Annotated in this window: 20 protein-coding genes; 13 read left to right on the top strand and 7 right to left on the bottom strand. The window is 36.8% G+C overall.

The window, feature by feature from the left end:
• Positions 1-22: 22 nt before the first annotated feature.
• The 6 genes from Q0940_RS11765 to Q0940_RS11740 all read left to right on the top strand — a co-directional run bounded on the left by Q0940_RS11765 (position 23) and on the right by Q0940_RS11740 (position 11,582).
• Entirely contained in the window at positions 23-1,051 is a 1,029-nt protein-coding gene (locus Q0940_RS11765; RefSeq protein ID WP_299268722.1) for a YCF48-related protein, read from the top strand.
• Between the two features lie 4 nt (positions 1,052-1,055).
• The gene (locus Q0940_RS11760) at positions 1,056-3,377 is read left to right on the top strand and encodes an MMPL family transporter (RefSeq protein WP_299268720.1); all 2,322 of its coding nucleotides are present in this window, start codon (positions 1,056-1,058) and stop codon (positions 3,375-3,377) included.
• A gap of 294 nt (positions 3,378-3,671) precedes the next feature.
• Positions 3,672-8,498 carry an NAD-glutamate dehydrogenase gene (locus Q0940_RS11755; protein WP_299268718.1) on the top strand — a complete coding sequence of 1,609 codons (4,827 nt, stop codon included), beginning with the start codon at positions 3,672-3,674 and terminating at the stop codon, positions 8,496-8,498.
• 170 nt (positions 8,499-8,668) lie between these two features.
• Positions 8,669-9,676, top strand: coding sequence for a quinone-dependent dihydroorotate dehydrogenase (gene pyrD / locus Q0940_RS11750; RefSeq protein ID WP_299268716.1), 1,008 nt, complete (start codon positions 8,669-8,671; stop codon positions 9,674-9,676).
• Positions 9,677-9,819: 143 nt separating this feature from the next.
• Positions 9,820-10,347, top strand: a complete 528-nt coding sequence (locus tag Q0940_RS11745; protein WP_299268714.1) for a cell division protein ZapC domain-containing protein — start codon at positions 9,820-9,822, stop codon at positions 10,345-10,347.
• Positions 10,344-11,582, top strand: coding sequence for a phosphopentomutase (locus Q0940_RS11740; RefSeq protein WP_299268712.1), 1,239 nt, complete (start codon positions 10,344-10,346; stop codon positions 11,580-11,582). The genes Q0940_RS11745 and Q0940_RS11740 overlap by 4 nt, the downstream gene beginning before the upstream one ends.
• 2 nt (positions 11,583-11,584) lie before the next feature.
• Here the strand turns inward: Q0940_RS11740 and Q0940_RS11735 are convergent, their stop codons facing one another.
• From Q0940_RS11735 to mfd, 4 genes are read right to left on the bottom strand one after another with little or no spacing between them, the layout of a single operon-like run.
• On the bottom strand, positions 11,585-12,073 hold the full coding sequence (locus tag Q0940_RS11735; RefSeq protein WP_299268709.1) for a GNAT family N-acetyltransferase: 489 nt from the start codon (positions 12,071-12,073) through the stop codon (positions 11,585-11,587).
• Between the two features lie 27 nt (positions 12,074-12,100).
• Entirely contained in the window at positions 12,101-12,520 is a 420-nt protein-coding gene (locus Q0940_RS11730; RefSeq protein ID WP_299268707.1) for a hypothetical protein, read from the bottom strand.
• A 36-nt stretch (positions 12,521-12,556) separates the two neighbouring features.
• Positions 12,557-13,927, bottom strand: coding sequence for a CsiV family protein (locus Q0940_RS11725; RefSeq protein WP_299268705.1), 1,371 nt, complete (start codon positions 13,925-13,927; stop codon positions 12,557-12,559).
• 55 nt (positions 13,928-13,982) lie between these two features.
• A complete protein-coding gene (gene mfd, locus Q0940_RS11720; protein ID WP_299268781.1) occupies positions 13,983-17,456 on the bottom strand; it encodes a transcription-repair coupling factor in 3,474 nt (1,157 codons plus the stop codon).
• 1,226 nt (positions 17,457-18,682) lie between these two features.
• On the opposite strand from mfd, the gene Q0940_RS11715 reads away from it, so the two are divergent.
• From Q0940_RS11715 to Q0940_RS11695, 5 genes are all read left to right on the top strand, one after another.
• Entirely contained in the window at positions 18,683-19,390 is a 708-nt protein-coding gene (locus Q0940_RS11715; RefSeq protein ID WP_299268703.1) for a hypothetical protein, read from the top strand.
• A gap of 154 nt (positions 19,391-19,544) precedes the next feature.
• On the top strand, positions 19,545-19,958 hold the full coding sequence (locus Q0940_RS11710; RefSeq protein ID WP_299268701.1) for a hypothetical protein: 414 nt from the start codon (positions 19,545-19,547) through the stop codon (positions 19,956-19,958).
• A 141-nt stretch (positions 19,959-20,099) separates the two neighbouring features.
• On the top strand, positions 20,100-20,288 hold the full coding sequence (locus tag Q0940_RS11705) for a hypothetical protein (protein ID WP_299268699.1): 189 nt from the start codon (positions 20,100-20,102) through the stop codon (positions 20,286-20,288).
• Between the two features lie 79 nt (positions 20,289-20,367).
• Positions 20,368-20,802, top strand: coding sequence for a hypothetical protein (locus Q0940_RS11700; RefSeq protein ID WP_299268697.1), 435 nt, complete (start codon positions 20,368-20,370; stop codon positions 20,800-20,802).
• Between the two features lie 518 nt (positions 20,803-21,320).
• Entirely contained in the window at positions 21,321-21,797 is a 477-nt protein-coding gene (locus Q0940_RS11695; RefSeq protein WP_299268695.1) for a hypothetical protein, read from the top strand.
• A 99-nt stretch (positions 21,798-21,896) separates the two neighbouring features.
• Here the strand turns inward: Q0940_RS11695 and Q0940_RS11690 are convergent, their stop codons facing one another.
• Both Q0940_RS11690 and Q0940_RS11685 read right to left on the bottom strand, forming a co-directional pair.
• Positions 21,897-22,565: a hypothetical protein gene (locus Q0940_RS11690; RefSeq protein WP_299268693.1), complete on the bottom strand. Its 669-nt coding sequence runs from the start codon at positions 22,563-22,565 to the stop codon at positions 21,897-21,899.
• A 146-nt stretch (positions 22,566-22,711) separates the two neighbouring features.
• Complete coding sequence (locus Q0940_RS11685; protein WP_299268691.1) at positions 22,712-23,596, bottom strand: hypothetical protein; 885 nt, start codon at positions 23,594-23,596, stop codon at positions 22,712-22,714.
• A gap of 370 nt (positions 23,597-23,966) precedes the next feature.
• Here Q0940_RS11685 and Q0940_RS11680 point away from each other — a divergent pair, with 370 nt between their 5' ends.
• Together Q0940_RS11680 and Q0940_RS11675 are read left to right on the top strand one after the other, a co-directional pair.
• Positions 23,967-24,461 (top strand): N-acetyltransferase, encoded by a 495-nt coding sequence (locus tag Q0940_RS11680; RefSeq protein WP_299268689.1) that lies wholly within the window; start codon positions 23,967-23,969, stop codon positions 24,459-24,461.
• A complete protein-coding gene (locus Q0940_RS11675; protein WP_299268687.1) occupies positions 24,461-25,360 on the top strand; it encodes a PhzF family phenazine biosynthesis protein in 900 nt (299 codons plus the stop codon). The genes Q0940_RS11680 and Q0940_RS11675 overlap by 1 nt, the downstream gene beginning before the upstream one ends.
• 37 nt (positions 25,361-25,397) lie before the next feature.
• Here Q0940_RS11675 and Q0940_RS11670 read toward each other — a convergent pair whose 3' ends face one another.
• Positions 25,398-25,850, bottom strand: a complete 453-nt coding sequence (locus tag Q0940_RS11670; RefSeq protein ID WP_299268685.1) for an SRPBCC domain-containing protein — start codon at positions 25,848-25,850, stop codon at positions 25,398-25,400.
• Positions 25,851-25,878 lie beyond the last annotated feature (28 nt).

Raw genomic sequence — 25,878 nt, 5'->3', positions numbered from 1 at the left:
AATTTTATCTATGAAGTCACCTATGTTGAAAAAAATGATTAAAAATGTGTTTTATACACTTGTAGTTTGTTCTGCCTTTTCAGTCACAGCACAATCACCTGTCGCCGCAATTCAGTCAAAATTAGCCCAAGAAAAGCTCTTGATTGATATTACAGTCGCCGGCACAAATTTAATTGCTGTAGGTGAACGCGGACATATTTTACTTTCAACTGACGGGGAGCAATGGCAGCAAGCTAATGTTCCAGTTAATGTATTATTAACATCTGTAGACTTTAAGAATGATAAAGTCGGTTTTGCAACTGGCCATGATGCAACTTTATTAAAAACAACGGATGGCGGTTTCAACTGGACCGTGTCAAATTATCAACCTGAGCTTGATAAACCTTTACTAGATGTAAAAGTAATTGGCGACAATGTTATTGCCGTTGGTGCTTATGGTTTATTTTTAGAATCACCTGACAGCGGTGAGACTTGGCAGGACTCTTTTCAAGATGAGTTGTTAATTGAAGATGACCGCTTGTATTTAAACGATCTTAAAGAGTTTGAGCCCGATGTTTACCAAGAAGAGAAGCAATTTATGTTGCCTCACTTTAATAATATTAATGTGATTGGTGAGCAATTATTCATTGCCGGTGAAGCAGGCTTTTTAGCTAAAAGTGATAAAAATGGCCAAGACTGGGAGATTGTCGAAACTGATTACTTTGGTTCTTACTTCTCTATCATTGACGTAGATAATATTCAGTTTTTAGCTGGTCTACGTGGCAACCTATTTAAAAGTGAAGACCAAGGCGACTCTTGGCAAGCATTAGATACTGATGTGAAAGCAACGATTAATTCTGCCTATCACTACAATGATGTAACGTATTTCTTTGCTAATTCAGGCAATATTTTTTATACCTCAAATAACACAGATATTAACGATTATGTAATCGATGACGGTAAAGCGGTAATGTCTGGAGTGGTATTTAATGGGTTCTTATACTTAGCAACTGAAGCTGGTATTAAAAAAATCGCGTTAAGCGAATTTACTTCAAATAAAGCAAGAGATTAAATAGATGTTTGTAAAAAGTTTAGAGAAGTTCTTATTCAAACAACGTGCCTTAGTGATAGGTGTATTTACCGCGATCACTTTGGTTTTAGGTTATCAAGCGTCTAATATTCATCTAGATGCTTCTTTTAATAAAAACATACCGCTTAATCATGAATACATGAAAACGTATGTTAAACACAGCGATGACTTTGGTGGTGCAAACTCCATCTACATATCGGTATGTGACAAAAATGGCGATATATTTAACCCAGAATTTTTTGAAGCGCTTAAATCAGTCCACGATCAATTATTCTTCATCCCAGGCGTAAACCGCACATTAGTGTCTTCGTTATATTCTCCATCAACTCGTTTTATTGAAGTTGTAGAAGATGGGTTCGCAGGAGGACCGGTTATTCCTGCTGATTTCAATGCAGATAAAGCCGGGTTACAGAAAGTAAAACAGAATATTGAAAAAGCCGGCCTTATCGGTCGTATGGTTGCAGACGATTATTCGTGTGCCATGGTATCTAGCCAATTATTAGAAACTAATCCAGAAACTGGCGAAAAACTAGATAGCATAGCGTTAGCTCAACAATTAGAGACTGAAGTTAGAGAAAAATTTGAAAACGACCAAATATCAATCCATATAATTGGTTTTGCTAAAATGATCGGTGATGTTGCATCGGGTGCTAAAGACGTAGTTCTGTTTTTTGCCGTTGCGATTGTTATTACTGCATTAATGGTTTGGATATTTATCCGCTCAACCGTATTAACTATCTTGCCAATTGCTTGTTCTATTATGGCGGTAATATGGCAGCTAGGTATGTTAAATAGCTTAGGCTTTGGTTTAGATCCTATGTCTATTTTGGTACCGTTTTTAGTTTTTGCTATTGGTGTGAGCCATGGCGTACAAATGATCAATTCTATTGGTAAACGTGTGCATGAAGGCTTTACTGCAAAACAAGCTTGTAGTGCCAGTTTCTGTACCTTGTTAATTCCAGGTGGAATTGCATTAATGTCGGATACTGTTGGTTTCTTAACATTACTAACAATCGATATTGGTATTATTAAAGAGTTAGCAATTACAGCAAGTTTAGGTGTGGCGGTTATTATTTTCACTAACTTATTCTTAATGCCTGTATTAGCTTCATATATAGACTTTGACAAACGCTTTAAAGCATTACCAGCAGACTCTCATGATCATTTATGGGAGAAAATGTCTCGGGTAACCAAACCTAAAAATGCATTAATCATTTTAGTGATCACTGCTTTGTTGTATGGTTTTGGTTGGATGAAAAGCCAAGAAATGAAAATTGGTGACATGAAAGCGGGCGCACCATCTTTACATGAAGACAGTCGTTATAACCAAGATACATTTTTAATTACTGACAGATACGCTATATCAACGGATATCTTAAAAGTCATTGTCGAAATACATGATGACAACTTAGACGATGACATCGCTTATGACTGTACAAGTCATGCAACAATGGACTTGATTGACCAATTCCAGTGGCGTTTAAGCAACGTTGAAGGTGTTCAGTCGGCCATTAGTTTGTCTTCGGTAGCAAAAGTAGTTAACACAGGTTATAACGAAGGCAACTTAAAATGGCGTTCGCTGCCACGTAATAGTTCTTCTTTAGTTCAATCTACTGCTCGCATTGAAACAAGTACTGGTTTGTTAAATCGTAACTGTAGCGTGATGCCAATTATATTGTTTTTGGAAGATCATAAAGCTGAGACTATAGAACGTGTAATTTCATCAGTTAAAGCGGCAAAAGCCGAGATGGAAACCGACCAAGTTAAGTTCTTACTAGCTTCTGGCGCTGCAGGCGTTATGGCGGCAACAAATGAAGCGGTTGAAGCGGCTCAAGTACCAATGCTTTGGTATGTTTATGGCGCGGTTATCATTTTATGTTTAATTAGCTTCCGCTCAGTGAAAGCCACTATCGCAGTTGTTCTTCCTTTGTTTGTGGTATCAACATTAGCTCAAGCATTAATGACCTACTTGGAAATTGGTCTTACGGTTTCAACTATGCCAGTTATCGCATTAGGTGTTGGTATTGGCGTGGATTACGGGATTTATATTCTATCTACTATGATAGGTGAATTAAGAAAAGGTAATACGCTTACCCATAGTTACTTCTTAGCCCTTAAAGAACGTGGTAGTGCGGTATTATTTACCGGTCTTACGTTAGCTATAGGCGTAAGTACTTGGGCATTCTCAGCGCTGAAATTCCAAGTCGATATGGGCGTGTTATTAACCTTTATGTTCTTGGTGAACATGCTGGGTGCGGTAATTATCTTGCCAGCTCTAGCATCTGTCCTTTGGCGTAAAGAAAAATAGACAGTGAAAATATAAATAATTCAATTATCTTTAACTGAATTATTTATGAATAAATATATAAAAAAGCGGCCTTAAGCCGCTTTTTTATTAAAAGTCCCTGCATATCTTTTCCTTTTTAACTAATCTCTTGAATTCTTTAGTGTTACTACCAGTTATAATCTACTTCTCTAAATTTCAAAATAGGTCTAAACTAAATGCAATTGTTTATATGAACAGACTTATAGGTTGTTTATATAAAATATACCCGTCAAATCAATATATAATCCTAAATGTATAATTAAAAAGGAAACAGGAATGGCTTTATTACGTAATTCCTCATCGGTGATCCTTAAAAATGTTGCCAAATTGATAAATGAGAAGTTACCCGCCAAACGTCAACAGTTGGTCGAAGAATTTGCCTCTCGCTTGTTTGAAAACATAGCGCCAGACGATTTAGATAGACGAATTGACGTAGATTTATATGGCGCATCTCTTAGCTTATTTAATGCTTTTAATGAAGCATTTGAAGATAAACCTATTATTCGAGTATTTAACCCTGAGCTTGGCGATAATGGTTGGCAGTCTGAGCATACCATAGTGCAGATTGTGGTTAATGACTTACCATTTTTAGTCGATTCTGTGCGAATGGCATTAAATCGTTTATCGATTACCCCTCATTTGTTATTACATACTCCAGTTAAAGTTAACCGTGATAAAAACGGTGAAATTTCTGAATTTATTGATTTAAAAGCGGGCACTAGTACCCATCATCAAACTGTATTTCTGATTGAAATTGATCACCAAAGTGACCAGAAACAATTAAACAGTTTAGTGAAAGAATTGGCGTCAGTCCTTGGTGATGTGAGTATTGCTGTACAAGACTGGATCCCTATTCAAGATAAATTGGCTCAATGTATTGCTGAAGTTAAACAATCAAAATCAGCTAATAAAGATAATCTAAAAACTACGTTAAGCTTTTTAGATTGGATTGCGGATCATAACTTCACACTTATGGGGTATCGTGAATACACGGTATCTGCCGTTAAAGGTGATACGTTAGTTAAAGGCAAAGATGAAACCTCATTAGGTTTAATGAAAAAAAGACCAAGCACAGACAGATTATTATCTGAGTTGTCTCATACAGGCCGCACTGAAGCATTATCAAGTAACTTCTTGGTATTAACTAAAACGAATGCACAATCACGAGTACATCGTCCAGCTTATCTAGATTACATTGGTATTAAAAAATTAGATGATGAAGGCAATGTAATTGGTGAGTATCGATTTGTTGGCCTTTATGCTGCGAGTTTTTATAACTCAAGTGTTAAAGACATTCCTCTGTTAAATGAAAAAATAAATCGCATTACTGAAAGTAGTTCATTTGCCAAAGAAACACATGGCTATAAAGCGTTATTAAATGTGCTAGAAACGTATCCAAGAGATGAATTAATTCAAGCCTCTGAAGAACATTTAAAAGAAGTCGCTATGGGCGTATTGCAAATGCAAGAACGCGATATGACCAAGTTATTCGTTCGAAAAGATACTTATGGTCGTTTCTATTCTTGTATGGTGTTTGTGCGTCGGGAACGTTACAACACTAAGTTGCGTAAAGACACACAAGAAATATTACACAACGCGATAGGCAGTGATAGTGAAGTTGAATTCACTACTTACTTTTCTGAGTCTCCTTTAGCTAGAACGCATTATATTGTTCATGCTAACAATCAGGATGTTAAAATTAACGTGAAAGAAATTGAAAGTAACTTAATAGAAGCGGCAAAAACATGGGACGACAGATTAGCAACTGCGTTAACTAAAACATTCGGTGGCGCTAAAGGTAAAGAGCTGGCGGCTCGTTATAATCGATCTTTCCCAAGAAGTTATAAAGAAGCGGTATTACCTTCAACGGCAACGGTTGATGTCACTTATTTAGAAAAGTTAAACGACGATAATAAGCTAGAAATGCTGTTTTATCGTTCACAAGAATCTGTTGAAAAAAATGCAGTTCGTTTAAGCTTATTCCATAAAGATGAACCAATCCATTTATCTGATGTATTACCGATCCTAGAAAACTTTGGATTGCGTGTTATTGGTGAAACGCCTTATGCGGTAGATACTGAAACCGGTGAACATTGGATCATGGATTTCACCATGACATTAACCAATGGTGATAACTCAGACTTTGAAAAAACTCAGAAGTTATTCCAAACCGCTTTCGCTGCAGTGTGGGATAACAAATTAGAGAATGATGGGTTTAACCGTTTGATCTTAGGCGCTAAGTTAAGTGGCCGCCAAGCGTCGATTATCCGTGCGTATGCTAAATATATGCGTCAAATTGGTGTGACTTTCTCACAAAGTTATATCGAATCTACTTTCGACCGCTATCCTGAAATTGCAGGGAAATTAGTTACTTTATTTACGCATAAATTTAAGCCGAATAAAGATAGCGTTAAAAAATACGATAAGTCCAAAGAAGAATTATTTGCTGAATTAGACAATGTTGGCAACTTAGATGATGACCGTATCATTCGTTTATACGTTACTTTAATGGACGCCACGTTACGTACTAACTTTTACCAACCGGCAAAAGACGGGACAGACAAACCATACATATCATTTAAATTGTTACCTTCATTAATTCCAGAAGTACCTTTACCTAAACCTAAATTTGAAATTTTTGTGTACAGCCCTCGTATCGAAGGCGTGCATTTACGTGGTGGTAAAGTGGCTCGTGGTGGATTACGTTGGTCTGACCGTATGGAAGACTTCCGTACTGAAGTACTTGGACTGGTTAAAGCACAGCAAGTTAAGAATACAGTAATCGTCCCTAACGGTTCGAAAGGTGGTTTTGTTTGTAAGCAAATGCCAACTGAAGGCGGACGTGATGCATTTTTCACTGAAGGGCAAGAGTGTTACAAAATTTTTATCCGTGGCCTATTAGATTTAACTGACAACATAGTACATGGTGATGTTGTTCCACCTAAAGATGTGGTTCGCCACGATGAAGATGATACTTATTTAGTTGTTGCTGCCGATAAAGGCACTGCGACATTCTCAGATATCGCTAATGCTATTTCAGAAGAGTATAACTTCTGGTTAGGTGATGCATTTGCATCAGGCGGCAGTGTTGGTTACGACCATAAAAAAATGGGTATTACCGCACGTGGTGCATGGGAATCAGTTAAACGTCATTTCCGTGAAATGGGCATTAACTGTCAAACTACAGACTTCACTTGTGTTGCCGTTGGTGACATGGCAGGTGATGTATTTGGTAACGGTATGTTGTTATCTGAACACATTCGTTTGCAAGGTGCGTTTAACCACATGCACATCTTTATTGACCCAACGCCAGATTCTGCAACGTCATTTCCAGAGCGTCGTCGATTATTTGATATGCCACGCTCTTCTTGGGAAGACTATGACGCTAAGCTAATTTCAAAAGGTGGCGGTATTTTCTTACGCAGCGCTAAATCAATTAGTTTAACGCCAGAAATGAAAAAAATGTTGGGCACTAAAAAAGCCAGCATGACGCCAAACGAATTGATCCGTGGATTATTAACCATGGAAGTCGATCTGTTCTGGAACGGCGGCATTGGTACATATATTAAAGCCAAATCAGAAACTGACGCACAAGTTGGCGACCGTGGTACGGACTTAGTTCGTGTTAATGGTGGTGAGCTAAAAGCCAAAGTATTTGGTGAAGGTGGTAACTTAGGTGCTACACAATTAGGTCGTATAGAATACGCTCTAAGCGGTGGTCGTATTAATACTGACTTTGTTGATAACGTAGGTGGTGTTGATTGCTCGGATAACGAAGTTAACATTAAAATATTGTTAAATCAGTTAGTGACGGAAGGTGAATTAACCAAAAAACACCGTGATCAATTATTGTATGACATGACAGATGACGTATCTGAAATTGTATTAAAAGATTGTTACCGTCAAACTCACACTATCTCAGTTACTGAGCTTAAAGGCGCAAGTCTGTTAAAAGAACAAACTCGCTTTATTCATGCTCTTGAGAAAAGTGGCAAGCTAGACCGTGAAATTGAATTTTTACCGTCGGATGAAGATATTGCCGAACGTCAATTATCGGGTCATGGTTTTACTCGTCCTGAGTTGGCTGTACTAGTTGCTTATGGAAAAATGGTATTAAAAGAACAATTTGCTACTGATGAAATTGATCAAAACCCATATTACCTAAACATGTTAATTGAGGCTTTCCCGCCGAAATTACAGCAAGAATATAAAGAACAGATCCAAAAGCATCCATTACGTAAAGAGATCATCGCCACTAAGTTAGCTAACGAAGTTGTCAATGATATGGGCTTAAACTTTGTTGAGCGTATGAAAGAAGAAACAGGTGCTCCTGTAGAAGAAATTCTTACTTGTTACATGATGGCGCGAGATGTTTATAACTTGCCAAAATATTGGTCTCAAATTGAAGCGCTAGATAATAAGATACCAGCACAATTGCAAACAGAAATGTTGCATCAAGTTCGTCGTACCGTTCGTCGTACAGCTCGTTGGTTCTTAAGACATAGAAATAAAGCGATAGGCTTAGAAGATACTATTGGTTTCTACAAAGCGACATTCGATAGATTAAGTACTAAGTTACCTGAGTACTTAATTGAGTCTGAGTCTACATTATTAAAAGATGCTGAAAATGAATATGTACAAGAAGGTACACCACAAGAAACGGCTGCTTATGTTGCACAGTTAAGTTCTATATTCTCAGCAATGGATATTGCCGATGTTGCTCAAAGTATGGGTAAAGACGTTGACTTAGTAACTAAGCTTTACTTTAGATTAGGCGCTAAACTTGGTTTACATTGGTTCTTAGAACAGATCACCAATCAGCCTGTTGGTAATCATTGGCAGGCACTTGCCCGCGCTAGTTATCGTGAAGAGCTAGATTGGCAACAACGAGCATTAACATCTGCAGTACTGAAATTTAATAAAGACAGTAATGATGATGAAGCCATGTTTGATAATTGGTTAGCAGAATTTAACGGTATTATTGGTCGTTGGGAACAAATGTTAGCAGAGTTTAAAACCTCGGATAGCCATGAGTTTGCTAAGTTCTCAGTGGCATTGCGTGAGCTTATGCTGTTAAGTTACCAGTGTGATTCATCTTTGTAACGTTTAACGTAAAAGAGACGGTTAATTAACTAACAATTTATCGTCTAACTCTATAAAATACGCCCAATGAATTTATTTGTTGGGCGTTTTTTTATGCGTCCTATTTATAAGTGCTTTTATCTGCACTTTTATCAGTAGTTTTATTAATCCAATCCAAACGGGGTTCCAACATGTTATTTGAATTAGCAAAAAAGTTTATGTTCACACAAGATGCTGAGTGGGCACATGAATTTGCGTTAAAAAACTTTAAACGATTTGCTAATACACCACTTAGCTTTGTTTGGAAACAAACAATACAAGACAAACCTGTAGAAGTACTCGGAATGACTTTTCCTAATCCTGTGGGCTTAGCCGCTGGTTTAGATAAAAACGGTGATTGTATCGATGCGTTTGGTCAAATGGGATTTGGCTTTGTCGAAATCGGCACTGTAACGCCAGTAGGGCAAGCCGGAAATCCTAAGCCTCGCATATTTAGACTGCCAGAGCAAAATGCCATCATTAACCGTATGGGCTTCAATAACCACGGTGTTGATAACTTAATTGAAAATGTTAAACGCGCAAATTTCAAAGGTATTTTGGGGATCAATATTGGTAAAAATAAAGATACGCCAAATGAAACAGGTCATGAAGACTATGTGATCTGTATGCAAAAGGTATATCAGTATGCCGATTATATTACGGTAAATATCTCTTCACCAAATACCCCAGGATTAAGAGATTTACAATTTGGCGACTCATTAAACGTTTTGTTATCTGCGGTAAAACAACAACAAACGTTATTGGCTAAAGAATACGATAAATACGTACCTGTACTAGTAAAAATTGCCCCGGATATGGACGAAGTAGCGATAGAGCAAGTCGTTGAGTGTATTGTGTCAGAAGGCATGGATGGCATAATCGCCACCAACACAACTTTGTCACGAGATGCCGTAAAAGGCTTAAAACACGCTGAAGAAGCCGGTGGATTAAGTGGTAACCCAGTAAAAGACATGAGCACACAAGTTATAACTAAAATACGCTCAATCAATAAAGAAATTCCTATAATAGGTGTGGGCGGTATTAATGACGCTCAAAGCGCGAAAGAAAAATTAGCGGCTGGCGCAAATTTAGTTCAGATTTATACTAACTTTATTTACCAAGGACCTAAGCTAATCAAGCAGATCGTCAATAATCTATAGCTATTAAAGCGGGTGAAAAAGATTGTTACCGGCTAATACTTAGCTTGTTTTATAAATAGGCTAAGTGTGCAAAAAGTTGCTTAAATAACTCAGTTACATTAAATTAAGACTGGCTTTAATTTTGATATTTAATTAGGTGGGTAGTGTTGCAAAACAATCTGGTGAATTGGTATTGGCAAGTCGATGTAAACTCAGATGAATTTATTTTGAATTTATCAAATGATATTCAATTTCCTACGCTATTTTCTCGCCAACAACTTTTGACTACATCTCAAAAACATATCCCGTTCACCACAGAAGACGCGGTTATTTATAGTCGTTTTCGTGAGTTATTAGCATTAACTAAATTAACCCCACAAGCTCAATTTTCTATCGCCGTTAACGCCACAGCAGTGCATAACTATTTAGGCGCTTATGCGACAAAAAGTTGGCTCTTTGAGACCATTGGCAATCCAGGTTTTTATTTTGAAAGTGGCGATATAGTAGAAACTGAATCTAAGTCCATTGGCTATTACTTGGTTATTGACGGCGATGAGCTAACATCAACTATTATACTTCTATCCGAACAACAACAAATTGATACTAACCGAGTCTTTAATCAAGGTCAGGTTATTAGAGTGCATAATGACCGTTTAGAGAAAAAATCAAACGTAGAGACATTAGATCTATGAGCAGAGTAATTATATTAGTCGCCGATGGTTTAGGTATTGGCAGTAGTGCAGATGCCGAGGCATTTGGTGATGTGGGCGCAAATACCTTTTTCCATATTTATCAATTTATGAAACAGCTTTCTATAAAAGATCAGGCGCAAGAATTACATTTGCCTAATTTAGCTAAGCTTGGCTTATTAGCCGCTTGTGAGCAAGCCAATAATGTCGAAATTGATTTACCTTGTAAAACCTCACCAATTGCAGCTTATGGTTATATGCAGGAAATATCGACAGGCAAAGATACTCCAAGTGGTCATTGGGAAATGGCCGGCGTTCCTGTGTTATTTGATTGGGGATATTTCAAAGATAAAACCAATAGTTTCCCTGCAGAATTTATTGCCGAATTAATCGCTAGAACAGGCGTAACTGGGATTTTAGGAAATTGTCATGCACCAGGCACAGACATATTAATTAAACACGGTGAGCAGCATATTCAGAATCAACAACCGATTTGCTACACCTCAGTAGACAGTGTATTTCAGGTTGCAGCTCATGAGGAACATTTTGGCTTACAGCGTTTATATGACTTTTGTGAAGTAGCTCGGGAATTATTAGACAAATATAATATTGGTCGGGTTATCGCCCGCCCATTTCTAGGTGAAACCCCAACTGAATTCAAACGTACAGGGAATAGAAGGGACTTCTCTGTATTGCCACCTAGTGAAACTATGTTAGACAAACTCGTCGCACAAGGCGGCACAGTGACGAGTATAGGCAAGATAGCTGATATTTACGCTCATCAAGGAATTACTCAGAGTATAAAAGCCACAGGTCTTGAGCAGTTAATTGATAGCACAATTGAACAAATACAAAAGCCAGAGTCAATATCAAAGTCAAAGCAAATTATTTTCACTAACTTAGTTAACTTTGATCAAGACTTTGGCCACAGACGAGATATTAAAGGCTACGCACAAGCATTAGAGTACTTTGATACGCGTTTGACTGATGTGCTAGAAGCATTAAATGATGACGATATTTTGTTTATAACGGCTGATCACGGCTGTGATCCAAGTTGGAAGGGCACCGATCATACAAGAGAATATGTTCCAATATTAATGTATCAGCATAAGATGCAGGCGGTTAATTTAGGAAAACGAGATACCTTTGCAGATATGGGACAAACTATCTGTGAAATATTCCAATTAGATAAAATGCAATACGGTCAATCTTTCGCTCACCAATTAAAAAGCAGCTAAGTTTATAACGTTAGCTCTAATTGGTAGTCGTCCATCACATAACCACCACCAATATCTACACATAACTCTTTTACTTTTTTAAAGCCTATTTTGTAATAGGCATTTATAGAGCCGTGATTGTATTTATTGACAGTTAAGTAAACTTTGTCTTTATGATTATCTCTGGCCGATTGAATGATAAAGTCAGTGGCTAATTTACCAAATCCTTTTCCACGCTCAGAACTTAAAACATATAATTTACTTAGAAATAAATCGTTTTCTTGCAACTGAAAACCACAATAACCAATGGCTTTATCATCGCTGATCATTAGAAAGAAGTGATAATTTTGCTGTGAAATCTGTTTGCTTATTTCATCTTTAGAATGAAAATTTGCCAGCATATATTCAACTTGTTCCACGCCAATAATTGGCGTGTAATGTTCAGTCCAAATAAGGTGAGCGAGTTCGACAACCTTATTAATATCTTGTTCTGTTTTTACTGCTTTAAACATAATAATTCTTATTTATTAAACAAAAGTTTAGAGTGTTGGTAAGTGATAATAAGTGGCTAAAACATTAGCAGCAGCGCCTAATTTTAGTTGGAAAGTATTTTCTACTTTAGAGCCATCTTTCATCGCTTCAGATAATTCATCGTTAGAGAGCATAACCATGCAATTAAAGTGCTGCTTAGTCATATCGTGACGATATACAGCTGTTAAACCGGGTAAATTAATTGGGATCCAATTGTCAGCCGTATCAAGTTGTAAGTCCATAAATTGGCTTTCTGGCAATATTGTAAAGTCTATATTCACAACCAAAGTTTCATCACTGTACCAATTGGCACCTAACGCTTTAAAGTTTAACCAGGCTTCTAATTTACTGATCAAAAATGCTGAGCTTTTATCTCCAGCTTCAAATAAGCCTTTGATACTTAATGTGATAGGTAAGTCGGTTTCCATAACATTCCTAGTTTTGGTTGTGGCTCTTAATAGACTCTAATGACGATACTTTCTAATTTGAATTAAAATACCCATTTTAGGATGATCTAAAAAGTGCAAATCACCAGAATAAGATTTTCTTGTTTGTTTAAAGTTATAAGTCTTTAAATAATTGATAGTGACAAAATCTTCAGGATTTGGCATTTCAGGCTCAATATCAGAATTCGCATCTAACTGTGAAGAGTCCAAGTTATCATCAAGGCTAGCTCTCGCTTTATCATTAGTTAACTGAGCTAAAAATTCGACAGGGTCTATTTTCATTTGGCTCAATTCTCTAAAGTTAAACTGTCCATCAATATATAAATAATGATCTAAATGCAGTTTAATAAAGCCGTCAATTTGCCAAGTTTCAGCAGGCATTTCACTTTGTTTGGGATAGATTAATGTGCGGTTTTTAAAATCAACCACAGCACCAGATTGTAACTTTCTCATAAAGCTCTCAACGCTATTTTTATATCTAAACGGTGAGTCTGAATTGTACTCATCATCTAAATCACGTTGGCTATCTAATTCTAAATCACTTGGTAATAATGGAGGTAACTTTTCGGATCCATCATATTTAAACTTATCCGTGTAGTTTTTCCCCGCAATGATATAAACCGGTCGAGCATCACGTTGAGATAAACCCGGCTGACGCCAACCTATATGCAACATAGGTTCAGTATGAGGGTTGTCTTCTAGTTTATTAAACTGTCGTGTAAGTTGTAGATCTTTTTTACCAATAACATATACATTATGGAAATCATCAAAACCGCCACCGGTAATTGTTTTTGGTATTTCATTATACGGAACATGTGTATGGCTATTTATACCAACACGAGGTAAATCATTCACTAAATCCCAGTAGCCGGTTAGTGACTCGTTAGGCATTAAGCATAGTTCATTAGTAAACTGCCACTTTTCATTGATTAGTTTCTGGTATGCCATCATCTTATTAAAAAATTGGGAAGGTGATAAAAACTGACTTAATTTTTCATCTGCAAGAGGGTTTTTGTCTTGATGACATTCAGGTAAACCAGATAAATAGTAAGAAAGGTCTGGTTGTAATAAATCACGAACAAGATCCCATTGGCGAACGTCGGTTAACGATTTTATATTTTGAGAAAACTGCTCACGTAATTTAACGTTATCAGTACGTTTGAAAATAATCATTTCAACTTCAAACCAACGGCCATCTCGGGATTTTATACCTTCAACTAAGCTTTTGGTTGGAACTCGTCCAGCCTCAGGTTTTAAGGCTAATACATTAGCTGAAAATGAGCTCGCCAATACTAATGCCGACATTAATGCTAATGATTTCATATTTACTTTCAGCGGACTGTTTCTAAATGAACCGCTTTTAAACGTATAAGTGTTAAAAAGACTCAAGTTACTTCCTTTGATCTAATAATTGATTTCGTTTTTGTCATTGGATAATACAGTGTTACTTTTTCAATCTGTGCTCAAAATCATTCAGCATTGAATTTATCAGTTTTATCCTATCCTCGGTATCTTTATTTTCTAATACAAACTTAAGTTTGTTACCGCCATCCAGTTTATAAACACTTGGCTGTTGTTGAATTAAACTAATTAGAAATACAGGGTCAACTTTGGTATTGTCGCCAAACTCTATGCTGCCACCACGTGCGCTACCTTCAATTTTAGTAATACCAAGGGCTTGCGCTCTTTGCCTGAATTCACCAACGGTAAATAGATTTTTAGCGGCATCTGGCAATAAACCAAAACGGTCAATAAGTTCTACTTTAATCTCATTTAGTTCGTCAACATTGTTACAGGTTGCTATTCGTTTATACAAGCTAAGACGAATATTAACCTCATGAATATAACTATCTGGTAACAATGCAGGAATACGTAATTCTACTTCAGTTTGTTTTGAGGTTAGGGCATCTAATGTGAGTTCTTTACCTTGTTTAAGTGCTTCAACCGCTTGTTCTAACATTTCCATATATAAGGTAAAGCCAATAGTATGAATTTGACCTGTTTGGTCGTCACCTAATAATTCACCGGCACCACGAATTTCTAAGTCGTGTGTTGCTAACGCAAAGCCAGCGCCTAAATCTTCAAGAGACTCAATGGCTTCCAAACGTTTAATCGCATCTTTAGTAATAGATTTTGGTGGAGGCGTTAATAAATAAGCATACGCTTGATGATGAGAACGTCCCACTCGGCCACGTAATTGATGCAACTGCGCCAATCCTAAACGGTCAGCGCGTTCCATAATGATGGTATTTGCCGTTGGTACATCTATGCCAGTTTCAATAATGGTGGTACATAAAAGTACGTTAAAGCGTTGGTGATAGAAGTCGCTCATAATGCGCTCCAAGTCACGTTCACGCATTTGTCCGTGCGCGACAACAACACGTACATCTGGCATTAATGCTTCAATTTCTTTAGCGCGTTGCTCAATGGTAGCAACATTGTTATGTAAAAAATAAACCTGACCACCACGATTCGTCTCACGCATGATGGCTTCTTTAATTAAGTCTTCATTGTATTGACGGACAAAAGTTTTAACCGCTAGACGTTTTGCCGGTGGTGTCGCAATAATAGATAAATCACGCATGCCACTCATGGCCATATTTAACGTTCTTGGGATTGGTGTAGCCGTCAGCGTTAATATGTCTACGTCGGCACGTAGTTTTTTAATGGCTTCTTTTTGTTTAACACCAAAGCGATGTTCTTCATCAATGATCAATAAACCTAAGTCTTGGAACTTAATATTATCTTGAATTAATTTGTGAGTACCCACCACAATATCAACTTTACCGTCTTCTAACTGCTGTAAAATTTCAGTTTGCTGTTTGGCTGATTTAAAACGAGAAAGTACTTCTACTTTTACTGGCCAGTCGGCAAATCTATCGGAAAAGTTTTCATAATGCTGTTGAGCAAGTAAAGTAGTTGGTACTAAAACGGCAACTTGTTTACCGTCATTAACCGCAACATAAGCAGCGCGCATGGCCACTTCTGTTTTACCAAAGCCAACATCACCACAAACTAACCTGTCCATGGCATTTGGCGATTTCATATCGTTGATAACTGAGTTGATTGCACTTTGTTGATCGTCCGTTTCTTCAAACGGAAAACTGGCTGAGAATTGACGATAGCCATCTCTGTCCAATTTATACTGATAACCGGGTTTTGCAGCACGTTGCGCGTAAATATCGAGTAATTCTGCTGCTACATCTTTTATTTTTTCAGCGGCTTTTTTACGAGCCCGTTCCCATGCATCTGAACCAAGTTTATTTAGCGGGGCCGTTTCTGAGTCGCCACCAGAGTAACGGCTTAATAAGTGTAGATTACCAACAGGAACATATAATTTGGCTTCACTTGCATACTCAATAGTTACAAACTCGCTAGCCATACCGCCAGCATCAATAGTTTGTAAACCTAAATAACGGCCAACACCATGCTCAATATGGACAATAGGTTGATCTACTTTCAATTCGGCCAAGTTACGCACTAATGCGTCGGTCGATATATTTTTAGTTCGCTTATTTTTACGACGTTGACTAACTCTGCCACCGAGCAATTCGGTTTCTGTGATAAAGGTCACAGGCACAGAGTTATTGTCGACTAATGCCAGCATTCTAAAGCTGTGTTCAAGGGAAGTGATCACTATACCTATGTCAGAGTTTGACAGGATAAAGTCACTAATACTGCTATGTTGAGTTGGCTTTAATTGCGCTTGTTTCAATAGCTCCAACAGAGTTTCACGTCTTCCTGCTGACTCAACATTAAAGATGATACGACCTTGCTGTTCTTTTTGCTCCAGCACATAAGCGGTAATTTTGTTAAATGGTGATTTAAGTTGGCTATCAATCGCGATGTCAGGCAGGGCTTCGGTATTGGCATTAAACTTACCAGCGCCGGTCGTTAATACGCCTTTTTCTAATTTGATAATAGGCCAATCATTGAACTGAGAAAACAGCTTATTGATTTCTAAAAACAGCTGGCTTGGCGCAAGTAAAGGACGCAGGGGATCAACATTTAAGTTGTTATACCTATTTTCTATATCCGCAAGAAAGTGATCAGCTTGTTGCTTAATATCACCCACTTGAATGATTTGACTGTTTTTTGGAAAGTAATCAAACAAGGTGGCAACTGAATCAAAAAACAACGGTAAGTAATATTCTATCCCCGCAGGAAAGCTGCCTTCCGTTACATTTCTATAAAGACTGTCTTTGTCATTTCTTACGGTAAAGGTATCACGGTAGTTATTTCTAAATAACTCAATACCTTTGGTATCTAAAGGAAATTCATGAGCAGGTAATAAGTTAATAGAGTCGACTTTATCTTTGCTGCGCTGAGATTCAGGATCAAAGTAACGAATGGTGTCTATTTCATCGTCAAAAAAATCTAAGCGAAAAGGCTGGTCGCTGCCCATTGGGAACAAATCTAAAATAGAACCGCGTACTGAGAACTCACCATGTTCAATAACTTGTTCAACATGACGGTAACCGTTTTGTTCTAGCTGCAAGGTTAATGCTGAAATATTATTGGTGTCGCCCGCGGCAAATACAAAGCTATTACCTTGAATATATTTGGTTGGACTCAAAAAATGCATCAAGGTGCTAATTGGCACAATAACAATGCCTTTGGTCATTTTAGGCAATTGATACAGGGTTAATAAACGCTGAGAAATAATATCTTGATGTGGAGAAAAGGTATCGTACGGTAGTATTTCCCAATCTGGGAAGGTAAATAATTTAAAGTCGTCTGGAACCAAAGAAACAATTTCAGCTTCCAGTCGATGCGCCGCAGGCGTGCTTTCAGTAATAACGATAGTGACGCGGTCTGAATACAGCGCACTTTCAGCAATAGCCAACGCTTTACTACTGCCCGTTAATCGGCCCCAAGATATCTTATCAGACTTAGCTGAACTGGTGGCTTTTGGAATTGGTAAATTAGTAAGTTTTGTTAACGGCAAAGATGCTGTTGAAGCCTTGTTAGACACTGATTATTCCATAGGTACGACAATATTGCCGCTAGTGTAACGTGAATGGAGTTATAAAAAAAGAATCAGCCGGAGTGATGTTTTTGATTTGGGTGTTTTATTTGTTGGGAGGGGGCTTCTGATCGTTTTTGTGACTAGATTTGTTAAATCGAGTTTACATAGGCTCTAAGGTTTCGCCTCTCGGCAAGTTACCTTTTTGCAACAGGCCAAAAAGGTAGTGGCTTTTCGTTTTATGTTCTTACTGTGAAATATTACTTAACTGAACTCTGAGGTTTCGCCTCTCGGCAAGTTACCTTTTTGCAACAGCCCAAAAGCTGAACTGAACTTCTTTAATTATATTGGTGTTACATCGTATTTAAATTAACTCTAAGGTTTCGGCTCTCGGTGCAGGTTGTAAGTTCCCGACACAACCTAAGCTGGCACATCCATGACGGCCATCAATAATACATCCCTGTATTGATGGCATCCCATCATCCATGATGTGAACAATACTTTTTTCAACAGCCAAAAAGGTAGTGGCTTTGTTTTATACTTTAAAAGTTCGCTATTTAACTTTTACATCGTATTTATATTCACCACTGGTTTCGCCTCTCGGCGACCATACCTTTTTTCAACAGCCAAAAAAGGTAGGCGAAAAAGGCCGCCCGTAAACAAACATCTATTTGTATTAAAGATTAACTTTTATCTTCAAATACGGAAAAACATTCGTCCCTGAACATTTTCCTCAATCGGGCATCCATGCCCGCTCGATTTGAGAAAAGTTAATATTTAATACAGATGTTTTGAATCGGGAGTAAAAGCAAGATCAAGAACAAAAGAGCGAACCTGCCGTTCGCAGACAATAAATAGGCTTATATGTTTGTGTGATTAAAGTAATGGCACGTTATGTAACTTATTAAAATGGCACGATTAAGTAGAGGTTTTTAGTAAGCTTCTGATTTTATGAAAAATTCTTTAAAATAAATTTTTACATAACGCGCCACTGATGGCATGTTATGTAAATGGCTCGTTTTCCCCAAACCAAAAAACGTTTGTTTATCTACAAATCAACTGCTAAGTTATTACCACTATTAAATAAAAAAGTTTATTAGCGGAATAAAACCACCAGTGGATAACTTCCTTTAACAGGAATTCGCGCTAATACGCTGTTATAACGAAAAGGAGTTTTCATGAAAGAGTATATAATCGCTATTATTGGAATTGCATTAGCTGGGATTTTTGGAAAAATGTGGTGGGATGAAAAAAACTCTGAACGACCAGCTCTTCCTCCGAGTTTCATTGAAAGCCAAATTCGGCAATCAGAGTTTATTCCTTTAACTGAACAAATTTCAAAAGTTTATGCTGTATGTCCGACACAGGCTCGCATTGCAGATTATTTAATGTCATGGACGGCTAGAGTTAATTATTCAATAACTCTAAGTGATGTAAAAATCAAAGAGGTAGTAATAGGTGAGACGAAAAAGTGGATAGTTGAGTCACCGAAAATAAAAATCCTTAATGAAGGGACAAATTTAATTGATGAACGCGATCATTATAAATTTAATAACCAATTACTTATTCTAATGGATTCTGATGCACAAGCAGAACATTATAGAAAAGAGCGTGAACGAGCTGAAGACATTGCTAAATACATAGCCTATTACAGAATACAAAACGATAAAAGCCTACAAGAAATAATTAAATCTCAATTAAAACTGACGGCACTTGGTCTCATTTCACAAGCCAATGACAACAAAGTTGAGTTTTCAAATATTGAAGTTGTTATTGCACCAAATGAAATTGAACAACCCATACCTAATAGGCCTCATTTGTGTGATGCCCAACCGTTCAAAACTAATCTTGGTTTAACAGAGCTACCAGTAACAATCACGAATTGAAAATCGTCATAACAAGAGCTTTAAACGGAACAAAAAACAGTTGGTTAGGTTCCGCTTCGCTCCACATTATAACCAACAATTTTTGTCCGCTTAAGCGGGCGTTGAGGCCCTACGGGAATACCGAGGTAGCATGAAGGAAAGGCTAAAAAATCTCGTGTATCACTTTCGAGAAGTTATAGAAAGCATCCCGAGATCTGAATTTAATGGACAGTCTTCTATGGGGGCTACTCAGTTCCCGGGAGGCTGTTGTGATGATTCGTCTCATCTTTTAGCTGAATACGTTTTTCAAGAACTAAATCTAATATTGGATTTAGTTCACGGTGAATTTGGCGGCTTAAATAATGAAATACGAAGCCATGCGTGGTTATCTTGTGATGATGTTATTATCGATATTACATATGATCAATTTGACTGGAGAGGTTACCATTTTCCAAGTGTATATTTGGGTTTCGCAGGTGATTTTCATTCCACTTTCACTATAAAAACGAAACCTGATGCAAGGTATACACAGTTAAGTGATCAAGGGGGATTGGGTGGTGCGTATGCTGTTGTATCCGCTCGTTTATAGCCATAACAAAGCTGTAAACCTGAACCAAATAATAAAAGAGACACTCACTCGTATTTTAGAGTTTAAAAGTTTACCGCGGATTTCGTTTATAGAGTCTTTTAATAAGTGAATATCAAACATTACTTTAGAGTGTAATGAAAAATGGAAATTTATAACGTAAAATTAAAATATAAAACAAGCGATAATGAAGAGCTATCTACGCAAACGGTTTGGGCTAATGACGAAGAACATGCTATTCATAATGCAAAAATTAAACTCAATATTCATGTAACTTCACTTACTGAAAAATTAGTAGATGATTTTGAGATCATTTCGGCAGAAGTACACTAACAGAGGCTCCACTTTATTTTCATTATTTAATAAGTTATTTTAAGCCTCTGAATGAATTTTTATGTGGGTAGGAGGGTATGTGAAAATATTGCAATTCTTAACTTTGATATGTGTCATGTTTTCATATGATGCTTTAAGCTGTTCTTGTGGATTAAAGTCTGTTGAAGAGTCATTTGGGGATGCTAAAGCAGTTTTACTTATTGAGGTACAGTCTTTGAAAGTAGTTACAATTCCAGATAAAAGTCGGAAGGATGAGTATCGCAAAGTACTTGAAGCAACATTTAACACAATTGAGACATTTAAAGAGTCGGCTATCCCTGTAGAATCTTTAAGAACCTATAGTAATTGCGGTCTAGATTTATACCCGACGCAAAGGTATTTAGTCTATGTCCCCAAAGAAAGTAGCGTTGAGAACTATGTCTCACATTGCCATGGGTCATTTACATATCGGCCACAATTAGAATTCGCTGAATCGAAATTGAAATTGGTTCGAGAATACGCAAAAAAAGAATAAAAGAAAAGAATCAACGGAGTCAGATCATTTTGATTCCGCGCTACGTCGACAAGATAAAGTAAATGGCAAATGTATTGCCTTGTTCACAACATAAAAAAGTTAAGAAGTAGTTTACATTAGCTCAAGAGTAAAGCCTTTATACACACATCAATCCGTACTTCATTATTGATCTTCTGTTGAGCTAATTTCTTAGCTCGCCACTCGCAGCTCGAAACTTTCCTAATTACTCTTTGTCACAAACAGATTTATTTAGATGACTAAACTACATCGTTTGTTTCTCAATTGAGAATAATTTATCTCTCTACATTGCAGTATATAAAAGTCAAAGTATCCAATTACTAAAATCTAAATAAACAGGATGTTTGAAGCGGTACATGCATACAGGAAAGAACTGGAAATTGTGGTAAATATCTGTTATCAATAGGAAAAATAAATAAAGAGTAACCTCTTTTTAGTATTATCAGAGACGTCTTAATAAGGTTGGCTTCTGATATAACCGTTGTTTTAAAAGGGTCGATATGAAAACGTTAACATTGCTGGTTGCAGCGCTTATGAGCTTTGGTGCTTTATCAAATGAAGCATCTGAAATTATTGATTACGAGTTAGTTAAACAACTTGCTCCTTATGAAGAATTAAAAGGTTCGTTAGATGTTGGTGGTGGCGTTTCTTTGCCTTATAAATTTAGTATTACAGCACGCGGTGATGGCGGTATTAACATTGGTGGAATTTATATTCATACGTACGACTCACATAACGATGGAACTATTTTTCAAGATCACTTACTTAAACACCAGTTTGTAGACGTAAACAGAGATGGTTATTTAGATTTAGTTATATCTGGTGTTGGCTTATTTAAAGGCGTCACCGAGTGGGATGCAATAAGAAAGCGGACTTTAGTGTCTATTTTTATTTACGACATAGTGGGTAATAAATATATAAATACAGTTCCAGACGAGGCTATTTGGGCTATTGAGCCAGAAGATAAATTATTTTAATTAAAGCTGCGCTTTAGCAAATAGCAACAAAAACGCCGATTAACGTTATCAACATTAAATCGGCTTAAGTCTTATTCCGCTAATGGTTCTACAGAATTATTAGAAGTTTTTACGAACACCAAAAACATAACTCAGTTCAGAGTCATCTTGGTCGCCATTATTACCATACGGAGTTGTGTCAGTAATAAAGTCAGCGGCTACATAAATATCTATGCCGTAAAACTCAGGGAAGTCACGACCTAACTCTACACGTGCGTCTAGTGCGCTGTCGTCTGAGTCATCTTGAGTTGCGTAACCCACATGAGCATCTAGGTATAAACGATTGGTTAAATATTTTTCGTAAACGAGTTCAGCGTATAAGGTTTTATTTTTAATACCACGGTACAGAGCAATGTCTAAACTTTTTGAAAGAGACGTACCTATTTTAAATTCAGTCTCATCGCTTCTCGAGTCAATCAAATAGTTATAAGTGATCACTTCTAGGTCAATGTTAAAAACATCAAATTGACTGTTGTAACCAAAGCTCACATTCATTTGTACAGGAATACCTTCCGCATTGTCTGGAGCATCAATATTGATAAAAGATATCTTACCGTAGCCATTGCCATTTGTTTTTTTTGTCTGGGCGTAAGCGGCAAAACCGTGATCCGTTTGAGTAATACCACGGAATAAATAGTCGCTCATAAAGCCAATTTGATCGGTACTTTTGGCTTGAGCGCCTGCAGTAGTCAAAATTAATAAAGAAGTGGCGATAATTTTTTTCATCATAATTTTCATATCCATTTTAAAGTATTAAATACATCATTTTATTTATTGCGGCAGACTAAACGTCAGATGCTTGGTTGTCAATTAGTGGATATCCTAGTTTGCTTTTGTATTGGCATGTAAGATGGTTGTCTCTGTTATTTTGTTAACTAAAAAGAGTTCATTAATTGGTTCCAGTCCTCTAGTTTTGCGTTGAGCTCAGTTTGATGTTGGTCAAAATCAATTTTCGTCTTTTCTATATAAAGCTGAAAGTTATATATATCGTTTTTAGGGTAAGACCAGGCTGGTTTTTTATTTTTATACTTTTTAATCAAAGCATTATATTTGTTGCTAACTGCGTTTAGCTTTTTAATCGTTAAACCAATGCTGGCTGTTAGTTCTGCTGTTTTTTTCTCAACGCTTTTTCTTTGCTCTAAAGTCATATCTTTATTGTTTTTCAAAAGACGTTGTTTGAGCTCTCTGATCTTCTTTTGTTTTTTAACTGCTTGCGTTTTGTATTTTTGAAGTTTTTTGACAGCTCTTTTATGGGTTTTAACTAGGCTGACTTGTTTAACTTCTTGGTCTGCTAATTCTCCAGTTAATACTTTTCTTTCATCGGCGTATTGATTATGAATGTCTATTAGTTGGCTAGCTAACTGAGTTTTATGCTCATGTTGTTGTTCTATCTTTTCGCCAAGCTGTGAATTAGTCGTTACTTTCTTATGTCCTTTAAATAAACCACGCAGTTTGTTTTGTGATTTATTCACATTGATTTCCGTTTGCTTTGCTGATTTAGCCAGTTCAACTAAGTTGGGAAGTTTTTGCTCTAATAGTTGCAGTGCTTGTTGATTTAATTCCTTTTGGGTTATCAGTTGACGTTTTAGCGAGTTTAAACTTGCTAAATCTGTGTCTACTTTTTTCACTGCGATATTAATTTGCTTAGTGATTTTGGTCGATTCTTTATTAATATTTTTTGCTTTATATACAAATGTACAACCGCTATTTAACGCTAAAAATAAGCATATTAGTAATAACTTAATGACTCTAAGGTTCATTTATTTAATCTCCGTTTTTTCAATTTCCATCTATTGAGCTTTGATTTATACAACTAATGGCACTTTTTTTATTATAAAAGGCAATAGATTGTTTATTATCTTAATTTTATGGCTGTATCATATGATAATCATTTTTCCATTGCTAAGTTTTTAGGTGACTTTCACGTATGTAGTGCATTATCGAATTTGAATTTAAAAATTGTAACTTTTAAAACTCGGCGTTTTCTTGATTTGGGTGTTAGTTAACCCCATTAACTTAGTTTGATTTTGTGCTTGATCGACAATATCTGAATGAAGGTACGTTAAGCTCTTAAAGGCAAGATATTGCGATTAAATTAAGTTACACATTAAGGTATTAACGGAGGTTATTGTGATAAAACGACTTGGTAACGTAAACGAAAGTGTTGCTCGTCAAATTTTCAGTGTCTTTCAACGTTCTTATAAAATTGAAGCTGATCTTATTGGTGTAACTGATTTCCCACCTTTGTCTCGTACTGTTGAAGATATCATGTGTTCAAATACTCAATTTTATGGGGCTGTTGTAAATCCATGTATGGTAAATGACAGTACTGTAAATACCAGTACTGAAAACAAGTGTATTGGCGGTGTGATTGAAATAAGCATTAAAAATAAAACATTAGATATTTGTAGTTTAACCGTTGATCCTAACCACTTTAGAAAAGGTATTGCTGGTAAATTAATTAGCTTTGTTTTAAAGGAAAGTGACTTTGCTGATGCAGTTGTAGAAACTGCAGTAGTAAATAAACCCGCGATTAATTTATATGAAAAGCACGGTTTTATTGAGTTTAAAAGGTTTACGCCTTCTCACGGTATTGAGAAATTAGCAATGTTTTTAAGGAGATAATGTTAGTGAATGTAGAAGTGATTTTAGTTAGCTCTTTTACCGCCAATGGCGCTGGTGGAAATCCTGCAGGCGTAGTGTTTAATGCCGATGAATTATCAAGTGAACAAAAGCTAAAAATTGCACAAACGGTAGGTTATTCAGAAACCGCCTTTGTTTCTCGCGATGAAAAAGTTGATTTTGAGGTTTCTTTTTTTACCACAACAGAGGAAGTTGATTTTTGTGGTCATGCTACGCTCGCTGTGTTTGCTAGCCTTTATCAAAAGGGCATTGTGACAGTTGGCTCTTATGTTCAACGTACCAAAGCTGGGATCTTGCCTGTAGTGGTAGAGTCCGATGGTAAAGTGGTTATGGAACAACAACTACCGCAAAAACTAGATTGTTTTTTATCTCAAGGCCTTTTATATAAAGAGCTCTCAGATCTTATTGGTATTAATTCTAAGGTATTAGAAAGTACTCAGCTCCCAATTGAAGTTATCTCAACAGGATTACCTGATGTGATCATTCCGGTCCCTTATGGTTATTTAGATTTATTAGCACCAGATGATGAGCTTATTTCTGCGTTTTGTAAAAAACATAACGTTATTGGATTTCATGTCTTTGAGCTTTGCAAAGCTAGCCCTAGCAGCAACACGCAGACTAACATAACGGCAAGTTGTCGTAACTTTGCTCCTTTGTTTGGGATTACGGAAGAATCTGCAACGGGCAGCGCCAGTGGTGCGTTAGCATGTTATCTTTCAGAGCATTTAACCTTAGGTAACGATTATGTGTTTGAGCAGGGCAGGGCAATGAACTGTCAATCAATCATAACGGCATCGGTTGAGCTTGATAATGGCATTGTAAGCAAGGTTAAAGTAGGTGGTTTCGCAAATGATATTGGAACGTTAGTCGTATCTGTATAACGGCCAGTTAACTGGCCTTTTATGCAAATTTTTGTTCTTAGCGAATATCTTTAATTACCTTTTTCATTTGCTCTATCACCATTTCCCAACCTTGCATTACATGTTGCATTCTTTCTTCGCTGCCGTCGAACGTATCATTAATTATGGCTAAAGTTGAACAGGTTAAGCAGTCTCCGTCTTTGTGTTCTTTAATTAGGTAGGTCACGTGAATATAGTTTTTGGCTTCATCTGCTAAGCCAAAATTGGGATCGAAAGTTGAGTATTTAATTTTTGCATTTGGTGTTATGGCTATAATTTCACCTTTTTGAAATGCTTTATACCCCTGATATTCACCTTGCCAAGTAATGGGGGTGCCTTTTATCCAAGTTGATTCAACCGAGCAATTAAACATGTATGCTTTGGTATAGGTAGACTGAGTTAATACTTCCCATAGTAATTCTGCGCTAATTGGGAATTCGGCTTTTAGTGTTGTTGATAACGTTTTGTTCATATGACTTATCTCATTAATTTTTTTTAAT

Source organism: uncultured Psychrosphaera sp., from assembly GCF_947500655.1.
Classification (GTDB): domain Bacteria; phylum Pseudomonadota; class Gammaproteobacteria; order Enterobacterales; family Alteromonadaceae; genus Psychrosphaera.
The sequence above is the reverse complement of the archived record's forward strand: the minus strand, read 5'-3'. Positions and strand labels throughout refer to the sequence as shown.

What these genes read in the sequence shown, in the direction of transcription:
- Q0940_RS11675 (WP_299268687.1), top strand. Translation starts at nt 24,461, where the DNA reads ATGTTAGTGAATGTAGAAGTGATTTTAGTTAGCTCTTTTACCGCCAAT.
- Q0940_RS11765 (WP_299268722.1), top strand. Translation starts at nt 23, where the DNA reads ATGTTGAAAAAAATGATTAAAAATGTGTTTTATACACTTGTAGTTTGT.
- Q0940_RS11670 (WP_299268685.1), bottom strand. Translation starts at nt 25,850, where the DNA reads ATGAACAAAACGTTATCAACAACACTAAAAGCCGAATTCCCAATTAGC.
- Q0940_RS11690 (WP_299268693.1), bottom strand. Translation starts at nt 22,565, where the DNA reads ATGATGAAAAAAATTATCGCCACTTCTTTATTAATTTTGACTACTGCA.
- Q0940_RS11760 (WP_299268720.1), top strand. Translation starts at nt 1,056, where the DNA reads ATGTTTGTAAAAAGTTTAGAGAAGTTCTTATTCAAACAACGTGCCTTA.
- Q0940_RS11730 (WP_299268707.1), bottom strand. Translation starts at nt 12,520, where the DNA reads ATGGAAACCGACTTACCTATCACATTAAGTATCAAAGGCTTATTTGAA.
- Q0940_RS11740 (WP_299268712.1), top strand. Translation starts at nt 10,344, where the DNA reads ATGAGCAGAGTAATTATATTAGTCGCCGATGGTTTAGGTATTGGCAGT.
- Q0940_RS11695 (WP_299268695.1), top strand. Translation starts at nt 21,321, where the DNA reads ATGAAAACGTTAACATTGCTGGTTGCAGCGCTTATGAGCTTTGGTGCT.
- Q0940_RS11735 (WP_299268709.1), bottom strand. Translation starts at nt 12,073, where the DNA reads ATGTTTAAAGCAGTAAAAACAGAACAAGATATTAATAAGGTTGTCGAA.
- Q0940_RS11755 (WP_299268718.1), top strand. Translation starts at nt 3,672, where the DNA reads ATGGCTTTATTACGTAATTCCTCATCGGTGATCCTTAAAAATGTTGCC.
- Q0940_RS11705 (WP_299268699.1), top strand. Translation starts at nt 20,100, where the DNA reads ATGGAAATTTATAACGTAAAATTAAAATATAAAACAAGCGATAATGAA.
- Q0940_RS11685 (WP_299268691.1), bottom strand. Translation starts at nt 23,596, where the DNA reads ATGAACCTTAGAGTCATTAAGTTATTACTAATATGCTTATTTTTAGCG.
- Q0940_RS11715 (WP_299268703.1), top strand. Translation starts at nt 18,683, where the DNA reads ATGAAAGAGTATATAATCGCTATTATTGGAATTGCATTAGCTGGGATT.
- pyrD (WP_299268716.1), top strand. Translation starts at nt 8,669, where the DNA reads ATGTTATTTGAATTAGCAAAAAAGTTTATGTTCACACAAGATGCTGAG.